This is a genomic window from Sulfurospirillum oryzae, from assembly GCF_025770725.1.
Classification (GTDB): Bacteria; Campylobacterota; Campylobacteria; order Campylobacterales; family Sulfurospirillaceae; genus Sulfurospirillum; species Sulfurospirillum oryzae.
Genome location: NZ_JANZKZ010000001.1, coordinates 344,856 through 370,667 on the forward strand (window position 1 = coordinate 344,856; position 25,812 = coordinate 370,667).

Annotated in this window: 22 protein-coding genes and 6 tRNA genes; 7 read left to right on the forward strand and 21 right to left on the reverse strand. The window is 40.7% G+C overall.

Translation table 11 applies throughout. The annotated features are described in order from the left end of the window. Positions 1-35: 35 nt before the first annotated feature. The 15 genes from N0B29_RS01590 to ileS all read right to left on the reverse strand — a co-directional run bounded on the left by N0B29_RS01590 (position 36) and on the right by ileS (position 16,645). Positions 36-1,376, reverse strand: a complete 1,341-nt coding sequence (locus N0B29_RS01590) for an FAD-dependent oxidoreductase (RefSeq protein ID WP_263831953.1) — start codon at positions 1,374-1,376, stop codon at positions 36-38. A gap of 105 nt (positions 1,377-1,481) precedes the next feature. Then, the gene (locus N0B29_RS01595) at positions 1,482-1,853 is read right to left on the reverse strand and encodes a RidA family protein (RefSeq protein ID WP_263831954.1); all 372 of its coding nucleotides are present in this window, start codon (positions 1,851-1,853) and stop codon (positions 1,482-1,484) included. After that, positions 1,850-2,962, reverse strand: a complete 1,113-nt coding sequence (gene dapE / locus N0B29_RS01600; protein WP_263831955.1) for a succinyl-diaminopimelate desuccinylase — start codon at positions 2,960-2,962, stop codon at positions 1,850-1,852. Before dapE ends, N0B29_RS01595 begins: the two co-directional genes overlap by 4 nt. A gap of 74 nt (positions 2,963-3,036) precedes the next feature. Beyond that, positions 3,037-5,238 carry an endonuclease MutS2 gene (locus tag N0B29_RS01605; protein ID WP_263831956.1) on the reverse strand — a complete coding sequence of 734 codons (2,202 nt, stop codon included), beginning with the start codon at positions 5,236-5,238 and terminating at the stop codon, positions 3,037-3,039. 2 nt (positions 5,239-5,240) lie between these two features. Next, positions 5,241-5,582: a hypothetical protein gene (locus tag N0B29_RS01610; protein WP_263831957.1), complete on the reverse strand. Its 342-nt coding sequence runs from the start codon at positions 5,580-5,582 to the stop codon at positions 5,241-5,243. After that, on the reverse strand, positions 5,582-6,892 hold the full coding sequence (gene murC, locus N0B29_RS01615) for a UDP-N-acetylmuramate--L-alanine ligase (RefSeq protein ID WP_263831958.1): 1,311 nt from the start codon (positions 6,890-6,892) through the stop codon (positions 5,582-5,584). The genes N0B29_RS01610 and murC overlap by 1 nt, the downstream gene beginning before the upstream one ends. A gap of 67 nt (positions 6,893-6,959) precedes the next feature. Then, on the reverse strand, positions 6,960-8,108 hold the full coding sequence (locus N0B29_RS01620) for a succinyldiaminopimelate transaminase (protein WP_263831959.1): 1,149 nt from the start codon (positions 8,106-8,108) through the stop codon (positions 6,960-6,962). Positions 8,109-8,138: 30 nt separating this feature from the next. Beyond that, positions 8,139-8,804, reverse strand: a complete 666-nt coding sequence (locus N0B29_RS01625; protein ID WP_263831960.1) for a HesA/MoeB/ThiF family protein — start codon at positions 8,802-8,804, stop codon at positions 8,139-8,141. Continuing rightward, positions 8,801-9,592 (reverse strand): carbon-nitrogen hydrolase family protein, encoded by a 792-nt coding sequence (locus tag N0B29_RS01630; protein ID WP_263831961.1) that lies wholly within the window; start codon positions 9,590-9,592, stop codon positions 8,801-8,803. The genes N0B29_RS01625 and N0B29_RS01630 overlap by 4 nt, the downstream gene beginning before the upstream one ends. Beyond that, complete coding sequence (gene xseB, locus N0B29_RS01635; RefSeq protein ID WP_041956658.1) at positions 9,589-9,792, reverse strand: exodeoxyribonuclease VII small subunit; 204 nt, start codon at positions 9,790-9,792, stop codon at positions 9,589-9,591. Before xseB ends, N0B29_RS01630 begins: the two co-directional genes overlap by 4 nt. A gap of 1 nt (position 9,793) precedes the next feature. Beyond that, complete coding sequence (gene metX / locus N0B29_RS01640; RefSeq protein ID WP_263831962.1) at positions 9,794-10,903, reverse strand: homoserine O-acetyltransferase MetX; 1,110 nt, start codon at positions 10,901-10,903, stop codon at positions 9,794-9,796. Between the two features lie 44 nt (positions 10,904-10,947). Beyond that, positions 10,948-12,396, reverse strand: coding sequence for an IMP dehydrogenase (gene guaB / locus N0B29_RS01645; RefSeq protein ID WP_263831963.1), 1,449 nt, complete (start codon positions 12,394-12,396; stop codon positions 10,948-10,950). A gap of 10 nt (positions 12,397-12,406) precedes the next feature. Next, complete coding sequence (gatA, locus tag N0B29_RS01650; RefSeq protein WP_263831964.1) at positions 12,407-13,765, reverse strand: Asp-tRNA(Asn)/Glu-tRNA(Gln) amidotransferase subunit GatA; 1,359 nt, start codon at positions 13,763-13,765, stop codon at positions 12,407-12,409. Further along, positions 13,762-13,890 carry a hypothetical protein gene (locus N0B29_RS01655; protein ID WP_263831965.1) on the reverse strand — a complete coding sequence of 43 codons (129 nt, stop codon included), beginning with the start codon at positions 13,888-13,890 and terminating at the stop codon, positions 13,762-13,764. Before N0B29_RS01655 ends, gatA begins: the two co-directional genes overlap by 4 nt. Continuing rightward, positions 13,883-16,645, reverse strand: coding sequence for an isoleucine--tRNA ligase (gene ileS, locus N0B29_RS01660; RefSeq protein WP_263831966.1), 2,763 nt, complete (start codon positions 16,643-16,645; stop codon positions 13,883-13,885). Before ileS ends, N0B29_RS01655 begins: the two co-directional genes overlap by 8 nt. Before the next feature lie 238 nt (positions 16,646-16,883). Here ileS and N0B29_RS01665 point away from each other — a divergent pair, with 238 nt between their 5' ends. The 7 genes from N0B29_RS01665 to N0B29_RS01695 all read left to right on the forward strand — a co-directional run bounded on the left by N0B29_RS01665 (position 16,884) and on the right by N0B29_RS01695 (position 18,629). After that, positions 16,884-17,993 carry a CinA family protein gene (locus N0B29_RS01665; protein WP_263831967.1) on the forward strand — a complete coding sequence of 370 codons (1,110 nt, stop codon included), beginning with the start codon at positions 16,884-16,886 and terminating at the stop codon, positions 17,991-17,993. 55 nt (positions 17,994-18,048) lie between these two features. Then, a tRNA-Lys gene (locus N0B29_RS01670) sits at positions 18,049-18,124 on the forward strand. Between the two features lie 14 nt (positions 18,125-18,138). Further along, positions 18,139-18,214: transfer RNA gene (locus N0B29_RS01675), tRNA-Glu, on the forward strand. Between the two features lie 26 nt (positions 18,215-18,240). Then, positions 18,241-18,316: transfer RNA gene (locus tag N0B29_RS01680), tRNA-Val, on the forward strand. Between the two features lie 7 nt (positions 18,317-18,323). Further along, positions 18,324-18,400 (forward strand) — tRNA-Asp (locus N0B29_RS01685). Between the two features lie 53 nt (positions 18,401-18,453). After that, positions 18,454-18,529: transfer RNA gene (locus N0B29_RS01690), tRNA-Lys, on the forward strand. 25 nt (positions 18,530-18,554) lie between these two features. After that, positions 18,555-18,629, forward strand: a tRNA-Glu gene (locus N0B29_RS01695). Between the two features lie 17 nt (positions 18,630-18,646). Here the strand turns inward: N0B29_RS01695 and N0B29_RS01700 are convergent. From N0B29_RS01700 to N0B29_RS01725, 6 genes are all read right to left on the reverse strand, one after another. After that, a complete protein-coding gene (locus tag N0B29_RS01700; RefSeq protein ID WP_263831968.1) occupies positions 18,647-19,090 on the reverse strand; it encodes a hypothetical protein in 444 nt (147 codons plus the stop codon). Positions 19,091-19,162: 72 nt separating this feature from the next. Next, a complete protein-coding gene (gene ccsA, locus N0B29_RS01705; RefSeq protein ID WP_263831969.1) occupies positions 19,163-22,300 on the reverse strand; it encodes a cytochrome c biogenesis protein CcsA in 3,138 nt (1,045 codons plus the stop codon). A gap of 119 nt (positions 22,301-22,419) precedes the next feature. Next, the gene (locus tag N0B29_RS01710; protein WP_263831970.1) at positions 22,420-23,115 is read right to left on the reverse strand and encodes an ABC transporter ATP-binding protein; all 696 of its coding nucleotides are present in this window, start codon (positions 23,113-23,115) and stop codon (positions 22,420-22,422) included. Next, positions 23,102-23,875 carry an ABC transporter ATP-binding protein gene (locus tag N0B29_RS01715; protein WP_263831971.1) on the reverse strand — a complete coding sequence of 258 codons (774 nt, stop codon included), beginning with the start codon at positions 23,873-23,875 and terminating at the stop codon, positions 23,102-23,104. Before N0B29_RS01715 ends, N0B29_RS01710 begins: the two co-directional genes overlap by 14 nt. Further along, positions 23,872-24,900, reverse strand: a complete 1,029-nt coding sequence (locus N0B29_RS01720) for a branched-chain amino acid ABC transporter permease (protein ID WP_438874156.1) — start codon at positions 24,898-24,900, stop codon at positions 23,872-23,874. Before N0B29_RS01720 ends, N0B29_RS01715 begins: the two co-directional genes overlap by 4 nt. 13 nt (positions 24,901-24,913) lie before the next feature. Then, positions 24,914-25,810: a branched-chain amino acid ABC transporter permease gene (locus tag N0B29_RS01725; protein ID WP_263831973.1), complete on the reverse strand. Its 897-nt coding sequence runs from the start codon at positions 25,808-25,810 to the stop codon at positions 24,914-24,916. Positions 25,811-25,812: the final 2 nt, after the last annotated feature.

The following is a 25,812-nucleotide window of genomic DNA, read 5'->3' on the forward strand; positions in this document are numbered from 1 at the left end:
CTTTATTTGGGGCTTTTTTCAAAGCCCCGTGAGATTTAGTCAACGAGTTCTTGTTTGAAGAGTTCTTCATTGAAGGTACGACCAAGGTATTCACAAACGATTCTAACGTCACGTCGTGCATTACCAAGACAGCTAGTAGCACCAGGACTTGGTGTCATGTTAAAGATGATACCCGTACCTGGATTGATACTCGCTTCTCCAAGCATCAATTTTTTCTCTGTTTTATTGATAACTTGAGGTCTTACACCACCAAAATTATGGGCGTATTCAAGTTCATCCAACTGAAGGGAAGGAACAATTTTACGTGCATCTTTAATGAAAAGCTCTTTACCAAATTTAGGAATTTCAAAGAGGAAATTTCTAAAGATGTAATTACGAATGTCACTGTCTTTCATCAAATCCCAAAAGACTTTTGCAACTTTACCATCAAATTGGAGTGTCTGCCAAAAATCAAGATACGTACCACCCGTGTAACGCTCCAATTTTGGAAGAACCAGCGCTGTTGGACCAAAACGTGTGCAGCCATCGGCTAAAATATCGGGGTCACCATGTAACGCTGCAAAAGGAAGTTTTGGATGTTGCACCATGTAAACTTTACCATTGAGCATTTTTTTCTTTGTCATGTAAAAGCTACCAGCAACGGGTAAACATGCAAAGTCAAGACCATAACCCATTTCATGTGCAAGATAAAGTGAATGCGCACCAGCATTTACAACCACAAAATCTGCTGTAAAGGTCTGATCTTTGGTCATAACGACATGCATATCACCAAGTTTTGTAATGTTGGTTACTTGAGAATTCAAAAAGACGTCAGCGACTTTGCCTTCGATTTTTTGTGCCTCTTCAACCAAACTCTCAGTCATAGCCCCAAAATCAACGGTACTAAACTCTCCGCCTTCAACACCGACACCAATGATGTTATCAGGACGCTCTTTACCATTTTCATCGTAAATAAGCTTTGGTTCGATTTTAGAGAGTTTTTCTTTATCAAACACTTCCAAATACGGATAGAGTTCTTTAAACTCTTCGTATCGTTTTTGCATATATTCAACTTCGGTATCACCCACACCGATAGCCATTTTCTGATGAGCAAATAAAAATTTGCCCTCATGCCCATGTTTAACGCAATATTTTGCGATCATGCTAGCAGTCTCTTTGACTTTTTTAGCTTTGTCTAGAGTATAGTTGGTCTCTATGTCACCACAGTGAATGGTTTGAGAATTTGACGTTCCAGCAGAATTTAATTTTGCTAAACGCTCATATTTTTCGACTAGCGCAATGCGCTTAACATCTGTATATTTTGCAAGCTCATAAAAAAGAGCTGCACCTGAGATTCCGCCACCGACTACCAAGACGTCATAGTGATTTTTTGTCATTCTAAATAACTTCCTACTCTAAGATTTTAGGGTGTGACATTCTATTATAAAAAGTCCTACAAAAACTTTAAATAAAGTTTATTTTGGACATTTAAAATAAAACTTTTACTTTACAGCGATTGCTTCGATTTCGACCAACGCATTTCTAGGCAAGGTTTTCACGCCAACGGTACTTCTAGCGGGTTTATGCTCCCCAAAGAAAGAACCATACACGCCATTAACTTTGGCAAAGTCGTCCATATTGGCTAAGAAAATAGTCGTTTTAACCACTTGTCCTAGACTACTTCCCGCTTCTTTAAGCACGGCTTGGAGATTTTCTAACACTTGCGTGGCTTGTGCTTCCACGTCGCCATCCAAAAAACTACCATCGGGCTTTAGTGCAATTTGCCCAGAGGTAAAAACCATATCATTCACAACAATCGCTTGTGAATAGGGACCAATCGCCGCAGGTGCATTGGTCGTCGAAACTATCTTCATACATCTTCCTTTTCAAAATTTTCAATCACATTTTTAAATACTTCTACTAAAGAGTCTACTTCGCTTAGTGGGCAACACTCATTGGGCGCATGAATCGTATCATTGACCACACCACACTCAACGGTTGCTATGCCAAAACTTCCAAAAAAACGTGCATCACTGGTTCCGCCAGCGGTGGAGAGTTTAGGTATTTTTCCCTTTACATGTAAGAGTGCGCTAGAGAGTACTTTGACAATACGTGAGTCTTTACATGTAACAAACGGTTGCGCACTTTCACTCAAACGGAGACTAAAATTCATTCCTTCAAGCACACTTTCAACATACATACGAATTTTTTCGACATCCGTTTTGGTGGAATTGCGGACATTGAACATCATTTTAAGATTACCTGGGGTGACATTGCTCACCTCCATGCCGCCGCGAATATCTGTAATAACCATCTGCGAAGGGGTAAAATCTTCATCACCGGCATCGAGTAAATGACCTGCTAGTTTGTGCAATACGGGAGCTACTTGATGCACAGGGTTGATCGCTTTTTCAGGATAAGCCGCATGACCTTGCTTCCCTGTGATTTCAATCACGCCGTTGATAGAGCCTCTACGACCAATCTTGATGGCATCGCCAAAGATGAGTTCAGAAGTAGGCTCTGCCACAATGGCGTAGTCTGGTAAAAAAGAGCGCTCTTTTAACGCTTTGAGTACTTCAATCGTACCATGCTTTGCATCACCCTCTTCATCGCTGGTAAGGAGTGCTGAGAGTGTGCCTTGAAAATGGTTGGTACTTTTAAGCGCTTGTAAAAGTGCGCACACACCGCTTTTCATATCTTGCGCACCTCTAGCATAGACGATGCCCTCTTTTACAAGAGGTTCAAACGGTTCACTCTGCCATCCATGCCCTGCAGGTACAACATCGATATGCCCCGCAAAACAGAGATGTGGCCCTTCACCAAAACGTTTATATAAAAAGAGATTTTTCGTGTTTTCAACATTGATTTCAATAGCCTCGAAATCATTCAAATACTCTTTAATAAACAAAAATGCGCCACCATCATCAGGCGTTACGGAGACAAAGCGTAAAAGTTTTAAAAAAAGTGCTTCAGTATTTAACATCATTCCTCTATTTTAGATGAGTATCGTTTAGAATTGATACTCTTTCTTGGTTTATTTTCTAACATCAAGCTTTATTAAAGTTTAATCAATGTGGCACCATACCCACCCATATTAAGAGGCGCATCACCGTAAGAAACCAAAGAAGGGTAAGTGCTTAAAAATGTTCGCACTGCATACGCCAATTTTCCCGTTCCAATGCCATGATAGACCAAAACCTCATCAAAACCGCTCATGAGGGCATCACTTAGAAACTTATCGAGTCTTTCCACAGCATCATCTGCTCTTAGTCCATGCAAATCTAAAATCATCGAGCCACTTGGCGTCTCTTTGGAGATGACAACACCAGGTTTATGCACTTTGGGTTGATTGCCGCTTCGTTTGAGTTTGGAGAGTGGAACGCGAAGAGTAATGCCATCGCACTCGATCATCGCTTCTTCTTTTTTAATACTCTTAATCACACCTTTTGAACTGCCATATTTGATCTTATCGCCTACAGCCAAAGGTTCTGATTTTTGCTCAGGTACAACGCGCTTGGTCTCTTGATGAAGCTGGTTAGCTTTGTTTAAAAGTCGATGAGACTCTTTAGTATCAGAGCTTTTAATCGCCTTTTTCGCTTCGCCAATCGCTTGATTGAACTCTTTGGACATCTTAGAATAGGCATGGTCAAACTCGTCCCTGACACGCTCTTTTTCATCCCTTAAAGACTCTTTGAGTTTTTCAACCTCTTTGAGCCTTGCATCTAATGCTTCAGAGGTTTGACGCATTTGAAGCTCTAAGTCAATATTTTTTTGAATGAGCTCATTGAGCTTTTCTTTGTCTTCACCGTATAAAATACGCGCCTCGGCAACCAAGGTCTGAGGAATGCCATAACGAAGGGCTGTCTCAAAAGCATAGCTTTTACCAATCGTCCCTTTTAAAAATCCATACGTGGGACGTTCGCTCTTTTCATCGTAAATCGCAGCTAAGAGTTCGACTTCGGGGTGCGTTGCAAGCAAAGATGCTAACCGTTTATGGTGCGTGGTAATGACGATTTTCATCTCTTTGTCGATAAGTTTTTCGATCATGACTTTAAAGAGATTGGCCGCTTCATCCGCGTCCGTTCCAAGCTCTATCTCATCGACACCGACAAGTGCCGTTTTCTTCCCAAAAAGCTTACTAAATTCGCTCATACGTCCCGCAAACGTTGAGATGTCGTTTTTGACATTTTGAGGATCATCAAGAATCGCAAAAACCTCTTTAAAGGAGCCAATGCTAGAGTGTTTGGCATCGATTCGCATCGGAAGAAGGTATTTACTCAAAATGGCGGCAGAGAGAATGGACTTTAGAAGCATCGTCTTACCACCCGCATTCACGCCCGTAATCATCAAAACCTGTTTACTAAAATCAATCGTAATGGGTTTTGGGTTGGCAAGGGCAGGATGCGCAAAGTTCTCTAACTTAATCGCATTGGTTTTAGAGGGAAGCACAAACTCCATATCTTTTTCTCTTGCGTACGCGACTCTGGCATAGTAGGCATCAAAGCGGTCAAACTCTTTGTTCACAAAAGCTAAAAATTTAAGCTGTTTAGCAAACGTGGAAGAGATCTGTTTAGCGTACTTGTAGACAAGCTCCTCTTTACGATCCAACAGTTCACTCTCACGGCTCACCAACTTCGCAAGTGCTTCAGGTACCACATAGAAAAAACCACTGCTACTGCGTCCAATAACATTGCCTTTTAACACATGGTTAAAGCCACCACGTACCAAAAGGGCTTCTTGATTGTTGATGTAGTGAATTTGCTTGTCCGCGAGATAAAGCGCTATTTTTTCGGTGGAAATGAGACGACGAAGCGTACTGTTCATCTCATCTTTTACCATTTTAAGGCTTTGAGCGATGTTAGCAAACTGTTCATCAACGCTGGGTTTTAGCTCACCTTTATCATCAAAATAACCGCAAATTTGCGTTATTTCAACGGGAATTAAAATGCGTTCCATCCATTCGCCAAGGCTTTGGTCATTCAGCATATTTTTAAGGTACTGCATATAGTTAATGATCTGCACAAACGCAAAAATCTCATTAAGACGAAGTGTACCCATCTTCGTTAAGTGCATCAGCGCCACATCCAAAGAGGGAACTTCAGGTAGAGGCTTGAGACGATCACGCATCAAAAGTTCATGGATAAGTTTATAATGTAAATTGGCATCACCCTCCATAAAAAGAGGTTTTTGACGCGCTAAAAAATGTTTGAATGAGGTCGCATAATCGGCCAAATCGAGTTTTGAAAAGAGTTTTTCCATGACTATTTCATTTTACATGTAAGAATGTCAATAACGACACCTTTATCGTTTTGATTTTTATCGTTGGGGATGAAACTGAGTGTCCCACTGACAAAGACAAAGGTAGCAGAACTAATCTCTTTGCCTTCACAATCGAGGGTTTTACCCTGTTTAAATGCGTTGATAAGTAAGCGGTTCTGCTCGCTATTTTGTGTGCTCTTCGCTTCGTATAACCATGCAAAGGCAATTAGAAGCGCTAGAGCTGCTAAAATGCCTACTTTAGCTTTTTTGGAGAGAGCATTTTTTTTTGCGTACATTACAAATACAATCAAAAAAGCCACTGCCAAAAGAAGTAAAAGTTGCATTACATCGCTCCTCGTAGTTGATAAGTTATGTCGCCTGCTCCAAAACTAATGATTAAACCTTCATCAAAAGTTTGCTGATTCGCTTCGCAAGGAAATATCTCAATACTATCATCTTTTCGGTAAACACGCGGTGGGAAAAGTGGGGAATAACGTGCAAACTCTTTTTCAAAGTCAATAAAGACCTCTTTCTCGCCAGCTCGCCAGACCGGTAAAATAATGAGCTGATCGACCCCCTCAAAACAGTTCACGAAACTCTCCAAATTATCAATGGTACGTGAGTATTTATGCGGCTGCCAAATCGCTGTAATTTTTTTAAGACCCATCAGTTCAGCATATTTTTTAGCTGATCCTAACGTCGCTTTGATCTCGGTTGGGTGGTGTCCATAATCATCAATGAGCGCAAAATTTTCATGCTTGGTTAAAAGATCAAAACGCTTTTTGATGCCTTTATAATTTTTGAGTTTTTCACGCGCTGTCTCGACGTCCATCTCATGAATGCTTGCTAAAATTGCCAATGAAGCATCTAGTGCCATGTGAGAGCCAATACCCCACACTTCAAAACGTCCTAAATCTTTAAGAACAAACGAAGTAAAAGGCTCACCATTTCGCATCACGGTATCAATTTCGCAGATGTCACGACTTGGATAGAGGCGAATCGCGTCTAAATCCGTTAAAGTGCTGAGGAACTCATCTTCAGCGTTGATAACACGAATCTTTGCACTCTCTAAAAAGTGGCGGTATGCCCCGTAAAAACGGTTAAAATCGTAGTTATAATACTCCATGTGTTCAGGTTCTGCGTTGGTGACAATCGCAATGTACGGATTGGAGTTTAAGAAACTCTCATCACTTTCATCCGCCTCAAAAATGACATTGTTGCCCTCTTTGTAGTACATGTTAGAGCCGTACTGCTTACTCTCCGCTCCAATGACCAAAGAGCCCTCAACCATGGAAGCGAGCATCGCACTGGTCGTACTTTTGCCATGCGCTCCACACACAGAGAAAACACGTCTGTTTTTAAGAATAAAAAGCAATGCCTCACGTCTAGGCATAATGCTCATGCCCTTTTCGCGTGCACGCACAAGCTCCACGTTATCCGGTTTGATGACTGCAGAATAAACCACTAGATCTTGGTCGGTAATGCAATCAGGATCGTGCGGAATGCGCACTTTAATGCCTAGCTCTTCCAATCCTGCGGTAATTTTCGTTGCTTTTATATCAGAGCCGGTTATCGCATAACCCTCTTGTTTTAAATATTTTGCTAATGCGGAAAGCCCAATGCCGCCAATGCCTACAAAATGAACTTTTTTCAATTCAACCCTTTACAAAAATCTTTTATTTACACACGCTTTACAAGCAAGCTTGAAAAGCTACGCTGCGCTATGCTCTAAAGCTTGCCTCTTTCGAGGCAGAAATAAAATCTTTTATCTCTTTTAAAATGTGTTCTGTTTTCACACTGTTTTCCACAAGCGCAATGCGCACATAGTTTTCACCAATTCCACTACGTCCTAAGAAACGACCTGGTAAAACTTTGATGTTTTTCTGCTCATAAAGCTTACATGTAAACTCTAAATCGTCCTCAACTTCCAACCAAACGTAAAACGTCGCATCCACTTCTGGCACACCTAAAATTTCATGTGCGAGGCGCAGATTTTTCGCGTATTGCGCGCGCGTAAGTTCCACATGTTCCATATCGCTCCACGCTACAGCCGAAGCAATCTGAAGCGGCAAGGGAATGCCAGCTCCCACGTAAGTACGGTACTTCGCATAACCACTGAGTATTTTCTCATCGCCTGCTATAAAGCCTGACCTAAGCCCTGGAGCGGAGCTGCGTTTGGAGATCGAGTTGATGACCAGCACATTTTTAAAGCTAGGATTGCCTACATGTAAAGAGGCTTCCAATAAAGAAGCTGGTTTGTCGCCCACATAAATCTCGCTGTAACACTCATCGTTTAAAAGCACAATGTCATATTTGAGTGCAAACTTCACCCATTCACCCAGTTCATCAAGGCTTAAAACAGAGGTGGTTGGATTGTTGGGGAAATTAAGAATGATCAAATCCGCCTCTTTTAAAGCGGGCATATTAATGTCAGGTTTAAACGCATTCTCTTTGGTAAGATTTAGATGCACAACACGAGCGCGACTCGCAATGGCTGCACCTTCATAAATCTGATAAAAAGGGTTGGTGTATGCCATAACCGGATTTGGCTTGCCATACAAAAGGTACTGAGGAAAGTTAAAAAGCACCTCTCTGGTTCCAAATGTGGAGAGAAGTTCACTGCTTTTTAATGTGACATCAAAACGGTTTTTGACAAAACTGCGTTGCGCCTCATTGACATAGGATTCGCCCGAAGATTTGGGGTATTTGTTGAGCAAATAACTGTTCTTTTTAAACGCCTCTTGAATAAAATCGGGCGTGTCAAACTGCGGTTCACCAATGGTCAATGACACCGCTGAATAAGCGCTATTTGGTGTAATATCTTTGAGTAACTCGGTCAATTTTTCAAACGGATACGGTTCAAAATGCAATGGTCTTCCTTTTACATGTAAAACAATTTTTTAGTGTGGCATTCCAAATTTTTGGGTGATCAACTCACCCTCTTCGTTGATGTACAGATAATAGAGCAAATCTTTTTTTACACTCAGCCCTGCTAAATAGCGCAATGCTAAGTTAGCTTGCAAAGAGGCAATGTGCATCACAATGGGGGCAGCAATGCCGGAAGGTGTTTTGTTGCTGATCACAAAGGCTTTAAAGCTACTCTTCTCAAAAAAACAGACTTGTCCGTTAAAGGCTTCAACCGAGCCATAAAGCCAAGGCGTATTGACCTCTTTGGCATACGCATCAATCAGTCCTCGTGTGGGTAAATTATCAGTCGCATCGATGATGAGATCGACGTTTATACCTTTACATGTAAACGCTTCTAAGCGTCCGATGTGCGCATAAACTTTCACAAAAGGACAACGACTTTCGATGCTCTCTTTAACCACGTCAGCCTTGAGTTTTCCCTCATCGCCCACTTTAAACGCAATCTGACGGTGAATGTTATGCACACTCACCTCATCAAAATCCACGAGGTGAATCTCACCGATGCCTGAGCTTCCCAGCGCATACGCCAAAGAACTTCCAAGACCTCCGCAGCCGATGATAACGATCTTTTTAGTTTGTAAACTTTGTTGTGTCTCTTCTCCCCACAGCTGCACTTGCCTGTGGAAATAGCGCATCATAATGCTTCCCTTTTACTGACCTGTTTTTTCCATCCCCAAAGCTTTCTTGCTTCCACAAGACTCTCTTTTTCAATGGTTGCGACAAGCATCTCTTCTTTATCACCTAAGGTAAGTTCTACTTCGCCAAAAGGGGAGATAAGACTACTTTGTCCGTAAAACTGCCACGTATCTTCTTCTTTATAACTTCCAACGCGGTTTGCTCGTAAAATATAGACATTGTTCAACATAGCTCGCATTTTCAAAAGCTCTTCCCAACGACGTGCAGAATCAAACGTTGAAGAGGTAGCGGTGAGGACAACATCCACATTTTTCTTCATCACTTCAGCCCACACCGCATCAAAGTGAAGCTCATAACCACTCACGATTCCAAAACGAACACCTCCGTGCAGAAAGATAGGAAGTGTGTACTTCGCAACCGCATTGGCAAAAAATTTCTCTTCGTTCCAGTGTTTATAATTGATCAAAAATTGCTGATCGAAAAAGTGAACCGATTTGGGTGAGAAATGCGCGTTGCATTTGTAACAAAAGTCACCCTTAACATTGACGATGGGTGCTATGACATGTAAATCATAATCGGCACACAATTTTTTCAAAACTTCGATTTTATGGTTGGATTGCTCTTTGATCATCGAGATTGGCATGCTCTCTAACTCTTTAAAAAAGCTGTTGAGTGCATACTCACTGAGCAATACCACCTCAACCTCTTTTTGTTTGCAGATACGAAAGTAATAATCGAGTTTTGCTTCGCTCATCGGTAAAGTGCTTAGTTGCAATGCCGCTATTTTCATGCCAATTCTTCCTTCTCTTGCAATTTTGTATAGGTGAGTTTTGCTTCTTCAAGCATTTTCGTTGCTTCTTTTAAAATCGCGATGCCCTCTTGGTACTTTTTCATCCCCTCTTCTAAGGAAAGTTCAGGGTTGGAGAGCGTATCTAAAATCACTTTGGCATTCTCAAGCTTTGCTTCAAAACTTTGCTTCTCTTCGTGCATGTTATACCTTTGCGTCCAGTGCTTTTTTAATGTAAAAATCAAACTTATCGTACTCTACCAAAAAAGCATCGTGTCCATAGTGACTGTCAATACAGACATAGTCTACCTTTTCACTTCTGCCCATATTTTCCATCGTCGTTTTGATAAACTCCATCTCTTCGTGCATAAAGAGACAATCCCCTTGAAAAGAGATAAGCGTTAACTTGGCTTTAATGTGTTTAAGCGAATCTTCGAGTGAGTCATAATTACGTGTCGCGTCAAAAATATTCATCGCTTTAATGATGTAAAGATAGCTTAAAGGATCAAAACGTTTGGCAAAACTGTAGCCGTTATACTCCATGTAGCGTTCCACTTGAAAGCGTCCAAAAAGTTCGTACAAACCATCCGTTTCAACGTAATTGCGCCCAAATTTTTTATTCATAGAGTGCGGACTTAAAAAGCTGATATGCCCAGCCATCCTGCCAATCGCAAAACTAAGCAGTCCCTCTTCTTCAAAATCTTCTAGCTCGTAATTACCGTTTTTAAAGCGAGGGTCTTTGACGATGCCCTCCATGGCAATCTTATTCCATGCAATCGCCCAAGCACCCGTTGCATACGTGGTTGCAAGTAGTATCACACGTTTAGCAAAGTTTGGGTATTCAATAGACATACAAAGCCCTTGCATGCCCCCAAGAGAGCCTCCAAGAATCGCATACGCCTCTTTGATGCCCAGCCTTGCAAAAAGGTTCATCTGCGCTCTGACCATATCACTGATGGTTAAAACAGGAAATTTCAGACGCAGTGGCTCTTTGGTTTTTGGATTGATACTCATAGGTCCGGTAGAGCCAAAACAGCTTCCAAGGATGTTGACACAAATCACGCAATATTTTGTTGTATCAACGATTTTACCATCTCCAATGAGTGGATCCCACCAACCCGCTTTCGTCTCGCCTTCATAGCGACCTGCAGCATGGTGACTTCCTGTGAGCGCATGAAATACAACGATGACATTGCTTTTGCTCTCATTCATTTCGCCATACGTCTCGTATTTGAGATCGTATGTCTCTAAGATACGACCGCTCTCTAAATAGAGCGGTTCGTCAAAATGTTCCACCAAGGTTTGTATTTTCACAACTGACCTTATTTGAAATTGGAGTTATCTAACCCCATTACTCATTAATTAACGCGATAATTTGGTGCTTCGTGTGTGATGATAACATCATGCACGTGGCTCTCTTTAAGACCTGCACTCGTGATTTCTACAAATTCTGCTTTTTCTTGATAATCAATAATATCACGTGCGCCCACATAGCCCATAGAAGACCTAAGTCCTCCCACCATTTGGAAGATGACATCACGGATAGAACCCGCATGTGGCACACGTCCTTCGATACCCTCTGGCACAAGTTTATCCGCAGCCGTTCCCTCTTGGAAATAACGATCGCTACTTCCTTTGGTCATCGCCCCGATACTTCCCATACCACGATAGGTTTTGTATTGACGTCCTTGGTACGTAATAAACTCACCCGGACTCTCATCGGTTCCTGCAAGCAAGCTTCCTACCATAACGCTTTGAGCACCTGCTGCTAAGGCTTTTGCAAAATCACCTGAATATTTAATACCACCATCAGCAATCACAGGAACGCCGTGTTTTTTACCCACTTCTGAACACTCTTCAATAGCAGATATTTGAGGCACACCAACACCTGAAACGATACGAGTGGTACAAATACTACCCGGTCCAATACCTACCTTAATACCATCCACGCCTGCTTGCACTAACGCTTCAGCCGCTTCTGATGTAGCGATATTCCCCGCAATGATGTCAACACTAAGCTCTTTTTTAATAAGTTTAACCGTATCAATAATACCTTTTGAATGTCCATGTGCAGAATCTAAAACCAAAACATCTACGCCTGCTTCTACCAAAGCACGAGCACGATCAAGTTGCCCAACACCAATCGCAGCACCTACACGAAGTCTCCCAAACTCATCTTTGTTAGCATGAGGATACTCTTGGCGTTTTTTAAGATCTTTGATCGTAATAAGACCTGCAAGTTTATTGTTTTCATCCACTATAGGAAGTTTTTCAACTTTATTGGTTCTAAAAATAGCCTCTGCATCATCAAGGGTTGTCCCTTTTTTGACGGTAATTAAAGGCATTTTTGTCATCAACTCTTCTACTTTTTTAGAGTAATCATTTTCAAATCGAAGATCACGGTTGGTTAAAATTCCAATCAATATATCCTTGTCATCAATAACAGGGACACCTGAAATACGGTACTCAGACATAATGTTTAATGCTTCACGAAGCGTCGCATTTGCTTTAATAGAAACAGGATCAATAATAATGCCGCTTTCACTTTTTTTCACACGTTTGATTTCTCTTACTTGAGATTCAATATCCATATTTTTATGAATGATACCAAGACCGCCAAGTCGTGCCATCATAATAGCCGCTCGGTGTTCTGTAACGGTATCCATCGCTGCAGAAACAAGAGGGATATTTAGGGTGATATTCTTTGTCAATTTTGTTTTAATATCGACTTCTTTAGGTAAAATTTCTGAATATTTTGGAACGAGTAATACGTCTTCAAATGTTAATGCTCTTTTTCTAATTTTCATGTGTGCTCTCCTATAATCCTAATTCACGCTCTAAGCTTAACGCTCCATCAAGGAGTGCTTGCTCACCATACGCTTGACCAATCAGTTGTCCTCCCACAGGAAGCCCTTTACTGTCCATTCCAAGAGGAACGGAAATACCCGGAAGCCCTGCAAGATTGAGTGAAATGGTATAAATGTCACTCAAATACATCTCTAAAGGATCTGCTTTAGAGCCAAACTCAAACGCACTGGTTGGAGTTACTGGCATAAAAATAAGATCAGCCTCTTTAAAAATGGCTTCATACTGTGCTTTAATAAAATGACGCGCACGCTGTGCTTTGATATAATACGCATCATAATAACCACTGCTTAAAACAAATGTTCCAAGCAAGATTCTTCGTTTAACTTCTTCACCAAAACCAAGGCTTCGGCTTTGAATAAACATCTCTTTGAGGTTTTCATTGCTTCCACGATTGCCATAACGAACGCCATCATAACGGCTCAAGTTCGCACTTGCTTCGGCGGTTGCGATGACATAATAAGTCGCGATGTCATATTTGTTGTTAATAAAATTGCGATAAATGATTTTATGACCCGCTTTTTCAAGCGCCTTAATACCATCCATCATACGTTCACGCACTTCTGGACTTGCCTCGTTAAGATAGTTTTCAATCACAGCAATGGTCATCTTACGATCTGCATTGAGCTTATCTGCTACACTTTGATGTGCCATATTTGCACTGGTAGAGTCTTTTGGCTCATGCCCTGCGATAATGTCATATAAAATAGCCGCATCTTCCACATTTTGTGTAATCGGTCCAATCTGATCGAGTGAGCTTGAGTACGCACCCAAACCGTAACGACTTACTTTTCCATACGTTGGTTTAAGACCAACACAACCACAAAAAGCTGCGGGTTGGCGAATACTTCCACCCGTATCACTTCCAAGTGCTGCGATGGCAATGCCGCCAGCAACAGCTGCAGCACTACCACCACTACTGCCACCAGGAACGCATTTTGGATTGTGTGGGTTGAGTGTTTTACCATAAAAAGATGATTCCGTTGAGCTTCCCATGGCAAACTCATCCATGTTGGTACGTCCAAAAGGAGAGAGCCCATGGCGCAGCATGTTATCAATCACGGTCGCATTGTAAGGAGCTACATAACCTTGAAGAATATTAGACCCGCTCGTTACTTCCCAGCCATTGACTTGAATATTGTCTTTAATTGCAATCGGAATGCCTGCGCCATACTCACTTATCGTTTTACATGTAAGCTGTTCAACATACGCGCCCAACTCTTTTTTCGCTTCAATCTCTTTTTTCAAATCAGTTCTAAATGCTTCAATCTCTTCTTTAGAAAGTTTCAACGCCTCTTTTAAAGTAATCAACGTCTCTCCTTTAACTTTTTTGTTTTGACATTAATTAAATAAACACATACCCCAATGACGGCAAAAATAACGCCAATGGTGGTAAAGATGAAACTAAGTTCCACCGGAGCGCTAAAATCAACCATTTAATGCCTCATTACATCTGTGGCAAAGTTCTTCTTCACTTTTAGCACGGTATTTCCAGCAACGTGGGCATTTGCATTTAGACGCTTTAAGGATTTTAAACTGATCCCCAGCCACCTCAAACACACCCATTTCGCCCTCTTCGTTGTGCTCTATCACTTTACTCACCGTAAACCAGTCTTCTGCGTCCACTTTCTCTAGTGCTGCGATTTTTGGTGAAGTCGTTTGAAGCGCTAACTCAAGCGTTGATTTGATGATTTTCTCTTTTTTCAATGCGTCAACGATTTCAAAGAATTTCTCTCTCGCTTCCATCATGTACGCTTCATCAAACGAAGTCGCAATAGCAGGTAGAGGCTGATAAACAAGATCAAAAACACTTTCACAATTTTGTTTTAAAATAGCAGGGGCATATTCCATCATCTCATCAATCGTATAGGTCAATGTTGGAGCCATAAGCACCATCAATTTCTCAGCAATGAGCGCCATTGCACTTTGTGCTGAAAGACGAATAGAGTCATTTTTAGCATTACAGTAGAGTCTGTCTTTAGAAATATCGAGGTAAATACCACTGAGTTCCACTGCGATAAAATGGTTCAAAAGCGCAAAACCTTTGGAAAATTCATACTCTCTAAAGTACCCTTCTGCTTCATCAAAAACCGCTTTGGCATGCGCTAAGATCCATTGATCCAAAACGCCCATTTGCGAAAATGGCATAATGGTTTCAAGATCATTCACGTTAGCCAATAAAAATCTAAAGGTATTACGAATTTTACGATACTGCTCGCTGATCTGTTTTAAGATGTTGTCGCTGATTTTAAGATCTGTTGTGTATTCACTCGTTCCAACCCAAAGGCGAAGAATTTCAACACCGTGACTTTTTGCAATATCCGTAGGGGCTACAACATTGCCCTTCGATTTGCTCATCTTCTCACCCTTCTCATCCACCGTAAAACCATGTGTAAGAATTTTTTGATATGGAGCAATGCCATTGTTGGCAGTACTGACTAAGAGTGAACTTTGGAACCAACCACGATGTTGATCACTCCCTTCTAGATACATCGTCGCAGGATAATGTCCTGCATCATAGTCTTTGGATTGAAGAACCGCTTTCCATGTACTACCACTGTCAAACCAAACATCCAAAATATCCATGACTTTTTCAAGGTTTTCTGGCTTATAACCGCTATTGTCAACTAAAAGGTCTTTGATCTCTAAATCCCACCAAGCGTCCGCACCTTTTTCTTCAAAGATGTTGGCGATATGCTCTACAATTTTAGCATCAAAGATTGGTTTACCCGTTGTTTTATCTCTAAAAAATGCGATAGGAACACCCCAGTCACGTTGTCTTGAGATACACCAATCTGGTCTATTTTCGATCATTGAACCTAGACGATTAATACCCGATTTTGGGTAAAAACGCACTTTTCCAAGCTCATCCATTGCCATTTTACGAAGGCTCTCACGTCCGCCAACCGCTTCGTCCATTGCCACAAACCACTGTTTTGTCGCGCGGTAAATAACCGGCTGATGGGTTCTCCAACAAAATGGATAGGAGTGGGTAAACTTAGAGCATTTCAAAAGTCTTGTACCCAAAAGCTCTAAAATACGCTCGTTGCATTTAAAAATATGCTCGCCTACGAAACTTTGCGCATCTGGAAGCAACCCTAAATGAACCACAGTCTCATCGTAACAGCCTCTCTCATCAACAGGCATCACCACTTCAAGACCGTAACGAAGTCCCACTTTGTAGTCATCATCACCGTGTCCTGGAGCTGTGTGAACACAACCACTACCACCGTCCATCGTTACGTGATCGCCAAGAATTAATTGTGATGGTCTGCCATTAAGAGGGTTGATTGCAAAACTATTTTCAAGCACACTGGCTTTAAACGTTTTAACGATCTCACCTGCAACGACGCCTTGTTCAATCAGTTTTACATGTAAAGGCTCTGCAACGATGTAACCATCACTGGTAAGCACATAGTTTTCATCGGGACTAAAAGAGATACCCACATTCGCAGGCAGTGTCCACGGCGTTGTGGTCCAGATAATGACAGAAGCGTCAGAGCTGATTTCAAGTTTTGCTTTGGCTTCAGGGCTCAGTGCAAATGCCACAAAAATTGAGTAGTCTTCTTTGTCTTCATACTCTACTTCTGCCTCTGCTAACGCACTTCTTGCTGCCCATGACCAATAAACCGGTTTGCTTCGTTCAACCAAAAGTCCTTTGTCAGCAACACCGCATAACGCACGGTAAATGTCCGCTTCAAATTTAAACTTCATGGTCATGTATGGATTGTCCCAATCACCAATAACACCTAAAGATTTAAACTCTTCGCGTTGAATATCAATAAACTTTCTCGCATGCTCACGACACAACTCTCTGATTTTACTTTTTGGGAGTGCGTCTTTTTTCTCTTTACCAAGATTTTTTTCAACTTGCTGCTCAATCGGCAAACCATGACAATCCCAACCTGGCACATAACGAACTTTCTCACCAAAAAAATAATGCGTTTTAACAATCACATCTTTGAGAATTTTGTTAAGTGCGTGCCCAATGTGAATATGCCCATTCGCGTAAGGAGGTCCATCGTGAAGAATAAATGATGTAGGAGCATTTTCTCTGTTTTTAATCATCTTTGCATAAGCGCTCTCCTCATTGGAAAACCACTTTGCATAACGAGCAGGCTCGTTTTGGGGTAAATTGCCTCTCATTGGAAAATCGGTTTGAGGAAGAAGCAAGGTCTCTTTATAGTCCATTAATTATCTCTCCTTGGAAGCTACGCAGCTGTGAAAAATTTTTACATGTAAGCGTCTCTTAAAATGAGGCAAGTTTATCTAAAAACGATTTAAGAAGCACTTACGGTATAATGCGAGGTACGTTATCATGCAAATTTTAGTCTGCCAACACCGTTGGCAAGCTTTAGCGCCCTAATGGCTAACGTAGTCAAAAGAGTTTTACTTTTTTGACATCATCAAAATAAAAAAGGTTGTTCTCATGAAAAGCTCTTTGATCGTAGTCGGTAAAGCTCTACGATACAATCTGCCATTTTTAAACTATATTCACGCAACAATTACGAAACATCTTGATCTTCCCGATCAAACCGTCTACATCGATAAAAACGATAAAGACCTCTTTTTTGTCTTAGAAGAGTCTATCACGCATGCCGATGAAATCGTCATCGTCACCTCCAATGACAGCTTCAACTTGGTTAATAAAGTTATCGCAACATTGGGTGAAGAGTCACTCGAACTAAAATCAGGTATGCTTATTCCCTCAAAAACCGTTCGCTTTGAAGAAAGTAGTTATCTTTTAGAACGCGAAGGCAAACTTATTAATGTCATCAAAGCCACTGAAAATAAAAAACTCCCTCCCGTTTTAATCGAAAATAAAAACAGTTCCGCTCTTTTTTCAATCATCAACATTGATGAAGATTCTTTAAAAATTTTACTTGAACCATTGGCGCAAAACTTTGAAATCCGCATTACCCCCACAAAAATCATTGATGGATGGATGATGATTGAAGCCATTTCTAACAAATATGGCAATTTGGAGAGTTTCTTTAAAGCAGCCAAATCCCTGCTTCCTCAAAAAGTTATTAACCATCCTGATGTCATTGAACATATCTCCGAATCGCTTCAAGCACATGGAAAAACACTCAGCATTGCTGAGAGCTGCACGGGAGGGCTTATCGCTTCTATGCTTACCAAACGCTCTGGTGTTTCAGCTGTTTTCAAAGGCGGACTTGTGACGTACTCTAATGAAATTAAAGAGTCATGGCTAGGTGTTAGCAGCGAAACGATTGAGCGTTTTGGTGCCGTCAGCGAGCTGTGCATACGTGAAATGTTAGAAGGAGTGCTCAACGCAAGCCTCTCCGATTTTGCTATTGCCACCAGTGGCGTGGCTGGACCAACGGGTGGAAGTATCGAAAAACCAGTCGGTACAGTTTATGTTGGAGCACGCAATAAAGAAGGCGATATTATGATCGAAAGACTTCTTTTAGAGGGTGATCGAGAGTATATTCAAACCCAAAGTGCTTACCATGCCTTAAAGTTACTTTTACATGTAGGCGAAAATATTTTTCTCAAAAGTGAAAAAATGTCTTGACAAATGAATTTTTTTTCTCTATAATTTCAGCCTCATTACGAGAAGAACGGTGAATGACTCGTTAGCTCAGTCGGTAGAGCATCTCCCTTTTAAGGAGGTGGTCGATGGTTCGAATCCATCACGGGTCACCATTCATTTTTTGTGCGACCCCATCGTCTAGTGGTCCAGGATCCCGCCCTTTCACGGCGGTTACAGGGGTTCAAATCCCCTTGGGGTCGCCAAATTATTCTTTTTTAGTGTCCCTAATGGTCGTTTAGCTCAGTTGGTAGAGCGCCACCCTTACAAGGTGGATGTCAGAGGTTCGAGTCCTCTAACGACCACCATTTATGCGCGGCGGTAGTTCAGTTGGTTAGAATATCGGCCTGTCACGCCGGGGGTCGCGGGTTCGAGCCCCGTCCGCCGCGCCACGATCTATTTTCCCTCAGCATTTTCTTATTTTGTTATGAAACTGCCTGAGCATGACTCGTTAGCTCAGTCGGTAGAGCATCTCCCTTTTAAGGAGGTGGTCGATGGTTCGAATCCATCACGGGTCACCATTGTCCTAAACAAACACACTTGTGCGACCCCATCGTCTAGTGGTTAGGACACCGCCCTCTCAAGGCGGGAACGGGGGTTCAAGTCCCCCTGGGGTCGCCATTTCTTCTTCCCAGATTTTAAATTCTATTGCCTCTTTGATTTATTCCCTCATTTTCATACATATCAATCTCTTGTTTATACGTAGGATTGGCTTTTTTAAGCTCTTCATCCATAAAAGCAATCAACTTAGCATCAGCATTGCGATGGCTCGCGATCAATAAAACAAAATTGAGATAGACTTTGGAAAGTTTTGGAGCCATTCCTTTTTCTTTAGTAGGGAAAGGGCACTCTTTGGCTGCTCGAAGAATGGCATTGGTAAGATCATTGCGTGTGGATGTACGTTTTGCAGCAATTTCTACTAAAGCCTCAATCGCTATTTTTTGAGCTTTAGCATCTTCTTCTTTAGAATGATGTGTTACTTCAACAACAGTCTTTTGCAAATTGGCAACAACAATAAAAAGAGAGATTAAAACAATAGCAATAACAGCAACAATCGTTATGATGAGATAATTCTCTTGCATTACAGAAGCCTCTTAACTTTTTGCCTATTATAGCACAACTTAAAAGAGGGATAAATATCCCTCTGCGTCTATTTATAAGGTTTTAGCAAAAGCTCGTTTAGGATAGGCAAGCGCTATCACAAGCGAGACAATCACAATTGTATAGTAGACAAAAGGCGGTACAGGAATTGGATCACCTGCGGCATAAGAGTGCATGCCAGAGAGATAAAAGTTAACGCCAAAATAAGTCATAATGATCGAAGCAAAAGCAACGGTTGAAGCAACAGCAAAGACAAACGGCGTATTCAGTTTTGGAATGAATCTCAAATGCACAACTGCGGCATAAAATAGAATCGAAACCAATGCCCATGTCTCTTTTGGATCCCATCCCCAATATCTTCCCCATGACTCATTTGCCCAAACACCACCTAAAAAATTTCCTATTGTAAGAAGGCTAAGTCCTAAAATCATTGCCATTTCATTAATGCGTGTTGCTTCAACGATATTACGGTCAATCTCTTGATTGCGTTTTGTTTGATTCTTACTTCTTACGCTAAATAAAATTAAAGTGAAAAAGCCCAATAACGCACACAACCCTAGGAAGCCATAACTTGCAGTAATGACCGAAACGTGAATATTAAGCCAATACGATTTTAAAACTGGCACTAAGTTCGTAATTTGTGGATCCATCCAGCTAAGATGGGCAACAAAAAGAGTCACACCAGTAAGGATTGATGTCAGTGCAAGAGAGACAACGGACTGGCGAGAAAAGAAAATACCCGCAAGGGCTATCGCCCACGCAATATAAATCATCGACTCATAACCATCACTCCAAGGCGCATGCGTTGAGATATACCACCTCAAACCAAGCCCACCTGTATGTGCTAGAAAGGCAACAAAATTAATCGCAAGAACAATTTTTGTGATATAACGAATATTGAGAGACGATTTGATCATCTTTGCAAAAATAAAGCAGAGTAAAACTAAACCACTCAATAAATAAACAGGTGTTAAGCGATCAAAGATTTTTGCATGATTAAAGAAAATTTCTGCTTTTATACGACTGCTACTTGGAATAATTTCTGAGCCGTACTGCTCTTGATATGATTGTAATTTATCAATTGCTTTATTAGCGCTTTCCCAATTACCTTTTTCCAAGCCTTCGCTAATGGCTTCAAAGTACCCTCCAAGCAAAGCGCGCACTTCATCTCCCTCTTGTTTAGAGAAATTCATGACAGCCTCTTGTGGTGCGAACCATCGTTTATTCAGATCATTTTGTTTCGGGATCATTTTAAAGACTTCGCCCGTATAGACCATATAACAAATATTGACGCGTTCATCTACTTTGAGAATGTCTTTATCAAACTGATTACGTTGGGCTGGTTTTTTACGGTTTGCTTCTTCTGTGTACTTGATTAATTTAAAGGCATGATCGCCTTCTTTCTCAAAAAAATCATTAAAGGCAGCATATTTTTGATTTTCAGGAATACCGATAATCTTCTTAAGCTCTGGATGAAATACTTTAATGACGGGCAATCCCTGCCATTCACCCGGTGAGCTCATCATACTAAGCGCTACTTGATTGGGTGTAAGCCCCTCGAAGCTAGAGCCTCCATATATTTTATTCAAAAGTTCTGTCGAAATTGTATCGATTGGTTTAATTCTACCATCAACACTTTGTACCAAAATTCTTCCGAATTTATCGGCGTGCTTCGTATCATATTGTTTTAAAAAGCCAACATATTCTTCCGTCGTATAGGCATGAAGCGTACTTACTTGACCTAATGTAAATACAGAGAAAAATGCTAGCAGTACTGATTTAACTTTCGTCATGTCTTTTTGTACCATCGCTGCAAGTTTTCGAAAACGGCTTTTTGGATTAATTAAATTAAACAAAAGTCCTATGCCTAAAAGAAGGTAACCAAAATAGGTTGGAAATTTCCCTGGATCATTATTAACAGACAAAATTGTTCCTTTTTCATCTTGATCATAAGAGCTTTGGAAAAAACGGAATCCTCGATAGTCAAGAACATGGTTCATATAAATACGAAATGGCACATGAATCCCTTTTTCTGCATCAACAACTTCAACTTCACTTGCATAAGACATCGGCGACATGGAACCTGCGTAACGATCCAATTGAAATTCATTGAGTTTGATAGCAAAAGGGAGTGTAAAGATTTGAGAGCCCCATTCAAAAATAAATGGCGTATCTGCAATAATTATTTTCGTCGGCTGACCTTCAGAGCCTTTGCCATGTCCAAACATGGCAATTTCTTTGGTTTCACCTTTAAATTTTGCCGTTACAATAATGGCCGAGGTAGCGTCTGCTTTTTTCATAGGATTTTTATCCTCAACCACTTTTTCAAGCCCTTTAAGACCAATATATCGTGGTGCAAAATTAACATTTCCAATGGTATAAAGCTGACCTGCTACAAAATCTTGCTTGTTATCCGTAGCATATTCCCCGCGCTTATTTTCAGCCATCTTGAACCATGCAATTTTTTCTTTAGAATAGAAATAAAATTTTCCATCTTCTAACGTAAATTGTACGACTGGTTTTTCACTTTGTGGAACTTTTGCATTAAAGCTAAAAATATATTCACTTGATTCGTAGGTATCACCCTCTTTTAAAACTACATTGAGGCTTTCACCATAACCACTTAGCATCATCGAAATCATTGGAACACCTTGTGGATCATCAACAACTTTTGCAGTCGCATTAGGTAGGTATTCTTTAAATTTCACTTCCGCTTTATCACCGCCGACATCAAAAGAGAATGAAAAGTTATTCCCGCCTAGTCTGGAAATAAGCTGAGAATGGCTATAACTGTAAGACTGAGTATCTTTCAATGCACTCACCTGAACAAATGCGTCACTGGAAAGCACTTTACTTTCTTTCATACCATTTCTTACATGTAAAGACCCTTCAAAGCCAAAATAGCGTGTTACGCCTGAGCCAATAAGAATAAAAATAAAACTGATATGAAAGAGAAAAGAAGGGAGTTTATCAAGAGTGTAGAGTTTATATCGCACAATATTAGAGATTAAAATGACGCCTAAAGCAATTTGAACTAATTCAAACCACCATGAAGTATAAATCAGTGCCCAACTCGTCTCAACACCGAAATCATTTTCAACAAATGTAGCGACACCACTAAAAAGTCCAAAAAGCACTAAAAGAATGATAGCCGCCTTCATTGAAAAAAGCTGCTTCAATACAAAATCCATAAAACTCCCTTGTCTGGAAAAATTAAGTTATGTTACCGTGTTAGAGTAAATAGTTTATAAATCATTAAAGAAGTATAAACCTCCTAATCAAGGAGGTTTACATGTAAAGAGGTTTTGGATTAACCGCCAAGATATTTTTTGCGGATGGTATCATCGCCGATCATCTCAGAAGCAATGCCACTCATAACAATTTTGCCATTTTCTAAAACATACGCTTTATCGGAAATTTTAAGAGCAGCAAACGCGTTTTGCTCCACTAAAAGAATGGTAATTCCTTCGTCACGTAAACGCATGATCGTCTCAAAAACCTCACCGACAATTTTGGGTGCTAGTCCAAGGCTTGGTTCATCAAGCATCAAAAGTTTAGGCTCTCCCATTAAAGCGCGAGAGATGGCTAACATTTGCTGTTCACCACCACTCATCGTACCTGCAAGCTGGTGACGCTTATCTTTGATACGAGGGAAAAGCGTATACATCGTCTCTTTGAGATGCTCATAATTTTCATCGTTATTAAAAGCACCCATACGAAGGTTTTCTTCAACTGTCAAGTTGATAAAAATCTTTCTTCCCTCAGGCACCAATGAAAGCCCGTGCTGTACAAGAGTGTGGGTTTTGTGATTGCGTGTATCATAACCTAAGAAGTTAATGTCACCTGTTTTTTTTACACTGTTCAGCAATGCCTTTAATGTAGAACTTTTACCTGCGCCATTAGAACCAATCAAAGAGATAATTTCTCCCTCTTTAACCTCAAAATCAATCCCTTTAACAGCCTCTATGAGTCCATAATAGACATGTAAATTTTTAACACTGATCATTATGAAAATCTCCTAAATACGCTGCTATAACTTCAGGGTCGCAAATCGCGTCACTTGGTTTACCCTCAAAAATTGTTTTACCATAATCAAGAACCAAGACTTTGTCACATAATTGATTAACAAACTTCATATCATGTTCAATTAAAAGAACGGTCAAATCAAAATCAACGCGCGCTTTTTTAATAATTTCTCCGAGCTCTTCTGTCTCTGATGGGTTCATACCAGCAGCAGGCTCATCCAAAAGCAATAGCTCAGGATTGGTGGCTAAAGCTCTTGCAATTTCAACTTTTCGTTGTTGACCGTAACTAAGATCTACCGCCTTATCATGTGCAAACGATGCCATTCCAAAGTAGTCTAAAATTTCCATCGAACGCGCTTTAATACGTCTTTCTTCTGAAATAAAACGAGGGAAACGTACAATGGACTCCAAAAAGCCATAACGTGCTTGAAAATCGAAACCGATCAAGACGTTTTCCAAAACACTCATGCTGGAAAAAAGTCTGATATTTTGAAATGTTCTAGCAATCCCTTTTCGCACAATATGATGGGGTTTAAGCCCATTAATGGCTTCGTTTCTAAATATAACAGAACCTGAAGTCGGTTCATAATTGCCTGTAATGATGTTGAACATCGTCGTTTTACCGGCGCCATTAGGACCAATCAGTCCAAAAATCTCTTTAGGAGCAACACTAAAGCTCGTCTCTTTAATGGCTGTTACACCGCCAAAATTTTTAGTGACATTGTCAATTTTTAAGATCATTTGCCACCCTTTTTACGAAACTTTAGTACATCTGTCAACTCTTTTTTGCCCATAATACCCTCACGTGCAAACAGCATGATGAAAATAAGAATAAGCGAGAATACCACCATGCGCATACCTGGCATACCATGTGTTTCATAGCCGAAAAGCTTCATTGGTTCGTCTAAAAAGCGCATCCATTCACTTCCACCCATAACAAGCACTGTACCAATAATTGCACCTGTTGTACTTCCAAGTCCACCCAAAACGATGATGATTAAAAGCTGGAATGTAAAGAAAAAGTCGAAAAGATCAGGTGAAATGCTGGTAAGAAGTGCTGCTAAAAGTCCCCCTCCCACACCTTCAAAAAAGGCACTGGTACAAAAAGCCAGTGTTTTAGCTTTAAACGTATTGACACCCATTGCAATGGCGGCATCTTCATCATCCCTAACTGCCTTCATTGCACGACCGAATTTAGAGTTGATGATATTTAAGACCACAATGACAGCGATCATCGCTATGCCACCCGTCCAGTAAAGATTTGAAAACTCTGGTATGTCATTAAGACCTAATGAGCCATTCGTTACTTCAGGATGGTTAATCGCCAAAATCTTAATAATAAATCCAAAGCCAAGCGTTACGATTGCAAGATAATCCCCTCTAACTCTAAAAACAGGAAAAGAGAGAATGGCTGCTAAAGTTGCTGCAAATGCGCCACCCAAAAGAAGAGCCACAACAAAATTCGCATGAAGCGTTAAGACAAAAGGATAAGGATCAACAATCGCGTATTGATACTGTTTAGCCTCAGGGCTTACCAGTAAAAGCGCTGCAGTATAGGCCCCGATTGCTACGAAGCCATTTGGCTCGAGTGAAAACTGACCTGTCACACCATTGATCAGATTGTAGCTAACCGCCAAAATGACGAAAATAGCGATGTTATTTAAAATTCTTACTGTATATTCATCAAAATGAGTATTAGCAAACCAGATAAACCACAATGTGATGACAATAAAAGTAAATTTGAGCCATTGCTCTTTTTTTATCATGAGACTATTCATCTTAAAACCTACTTTTTTCAAAATCAATACCCAAAATACCTGTGGGCTTAAACAAAAGGATTAAGATCAAAAAGATAAAGGCGAACGCATCTTTATAGCCACCCAACTCTGGGAAAAAAGCGATGACAACAACTTCAGTAAAACCTATAATCAAACCTCCAAGAACAGCACCACCAACACTACCAATGCCACCAACAACAGCTGCTGCAAAAGCTTTGAGTCCCACAAGTACACCCATCATTGGTTCAACGGAAGGGTAATTAACCGCCCAGAAAATACCGCCCACTGCTGCAAGCGCTGAGCCCATACCAAAGACCAAAGTAATGATACGATTCGCATCAATGCCCATGAGATTAACTGTACCAACATCAAAAGCAAGGGCACGAATTGCCATACCATACTTTGTTTTGTAAAGTACCCATAAAATAATTGCCAATAAAAATGCCGTAATAATTGGAACAATAATCGCAGAGACTGGCATCGTTAAGCTCATAAAATCGACTACATTTTCCAAATAAGCAGGAACGGGGAAAGCTCTTGGAACGCCACCAAAAAAGACGTTGAAAGCATTTTCAAGGAAAAAGCTTACACCAATAGCTGTAATTAAAAGTGAAATTTTGGGAGCACTACGCAATGGTCGATACGCGATTCGATCACTCGCCATACCTAAAAGTGCTGAGCCAACAATAGCTAGAAGAACTGCCGCCCCAAAAGGAAGGTCTAATACGGCAATACCAAAATACCCTAAAAATCCACCCACCATCATAATATCGCCATGCGCAAAATTGATGAGTCTTAATACTCCATACACCATCGTATAACCAATGGCGATAAGCGCATACATACTGCCAAGGCTAAAGCCGTTGACCATCTGTTGCATAAACATTGTTAAATCCAAAT

Coding starts and splice junctions, on each gene's coding strand:
- N0B29_RS01605 (WP_263831956.1), bottom strand. CDS start 5,238: ATGGAAAAACTCTTTTCAAAACTCGATTTGGCCGATTATGCGACCTCA.
- N0B29_RS01610 (WP_263831957.1), bottom strand. CDS start 5,582: ATGCAACTTTTACTTCTTTTGGCAGTGGCTTTTTTGATTGTATTTGTA.
- xseB (WP_041956658.1), bottom strand. CDS start 9,792: ATGCACGAAGAGAAGCAAAGTTTTGAAGCAAAGCTTGAGAATGCCAAA.
- N0B29_RS01720 (WP_438874156.1), bottom strand. CDS start 24,900: ATGATAAAAAAAGAGCAATGGCTCAAATTTACTTTTATTGTCATCACA.
- N0B29_RS01665 (WP_263831967.1), top strand. CDS start 16,884: ATGAAAAGCTCTTTGATCGTAGTCGGTAAAGCTCTACGATACAATCTG.
- N0B29_RS01700 (WP_263831968.1), bottom strand. CDS start 19,090: ATGCAAGAGAATTATCTCATCATAACGATTGTTGCTGTTATTGCTATT.
- N0B29_RS01655 (WP_263831965.1), bottom strand. CDS start 13,890: ATGGTTGATTTTAGCGCTCCGGTGGAACTTAGTTTCATCTTTACCACC.
- ccsA (WP_263831969.1), bottom strand. CDS start 22,300: ATGGATTTTGTATTGAAGCAGCTTTTTTCAATGAAGGCGGCTATCATT.
- dapE (WP_263831955.1), bottom strand. CDS start 2,962: ATGTTAAATACTGAAGCACTTTTTTTAAAACTTTTACGCTTTGTCTCC.
- N0B29_RS01590 (WP_263831953.1), bottom strand. CDS start 1,376: ATGACAAAAAATCACTATGACGTCTTGGTAGTCGGTGGCGGAATCTCA.
- N0B29_RS01595 (WP_263831954.1), bottom strand. CDS start 1,853: ATGAAGATAGTTTCGACGACCAATGCACCTGCGGCGATTGGTCCCTAT.
- guaB (WP_263831963.1), bottom strand. CDS start 12,396: ATGAAAATTAGAAAAAGAGCATTAACATTTGAAGACGTATTACTCGTT.
- N0B29_RS01715 (WP_263831971.1), bottom strand. CDS start 23,875: ATGATCTTAAAAATTGACAATGTCACTAAAAATTTTGGCGGTGTAACA.
- ileS (WP_263831966.1), bottom strand. CDS start 16,645: ATGGACTATAAAGAGACCTTGCTTCTTCCTCAAACCGATTTTCCAATG.
- N0B29_RS01710 (WP_263831970.1), bottom strand. CDS start 23,115: ATGATCAGTGTTAAAAATTTACATGTCTATTATGGACTCATAGAGGCT.
- N0B29_RS01630 (WP_263831961.1), bottom strand. CDS start 9,592: ATGAAAATAGCGGCATTGCAACTAAGCACTTTACCGATGAGCGAAGCA.
- N0B29_RS01625 (WP_263831960.1), bottom strand. CDS start 8,804: ATGATGCGCTATTTCCACAGGCAAGTGCAGCTGTGGGGAGAAGAGACA.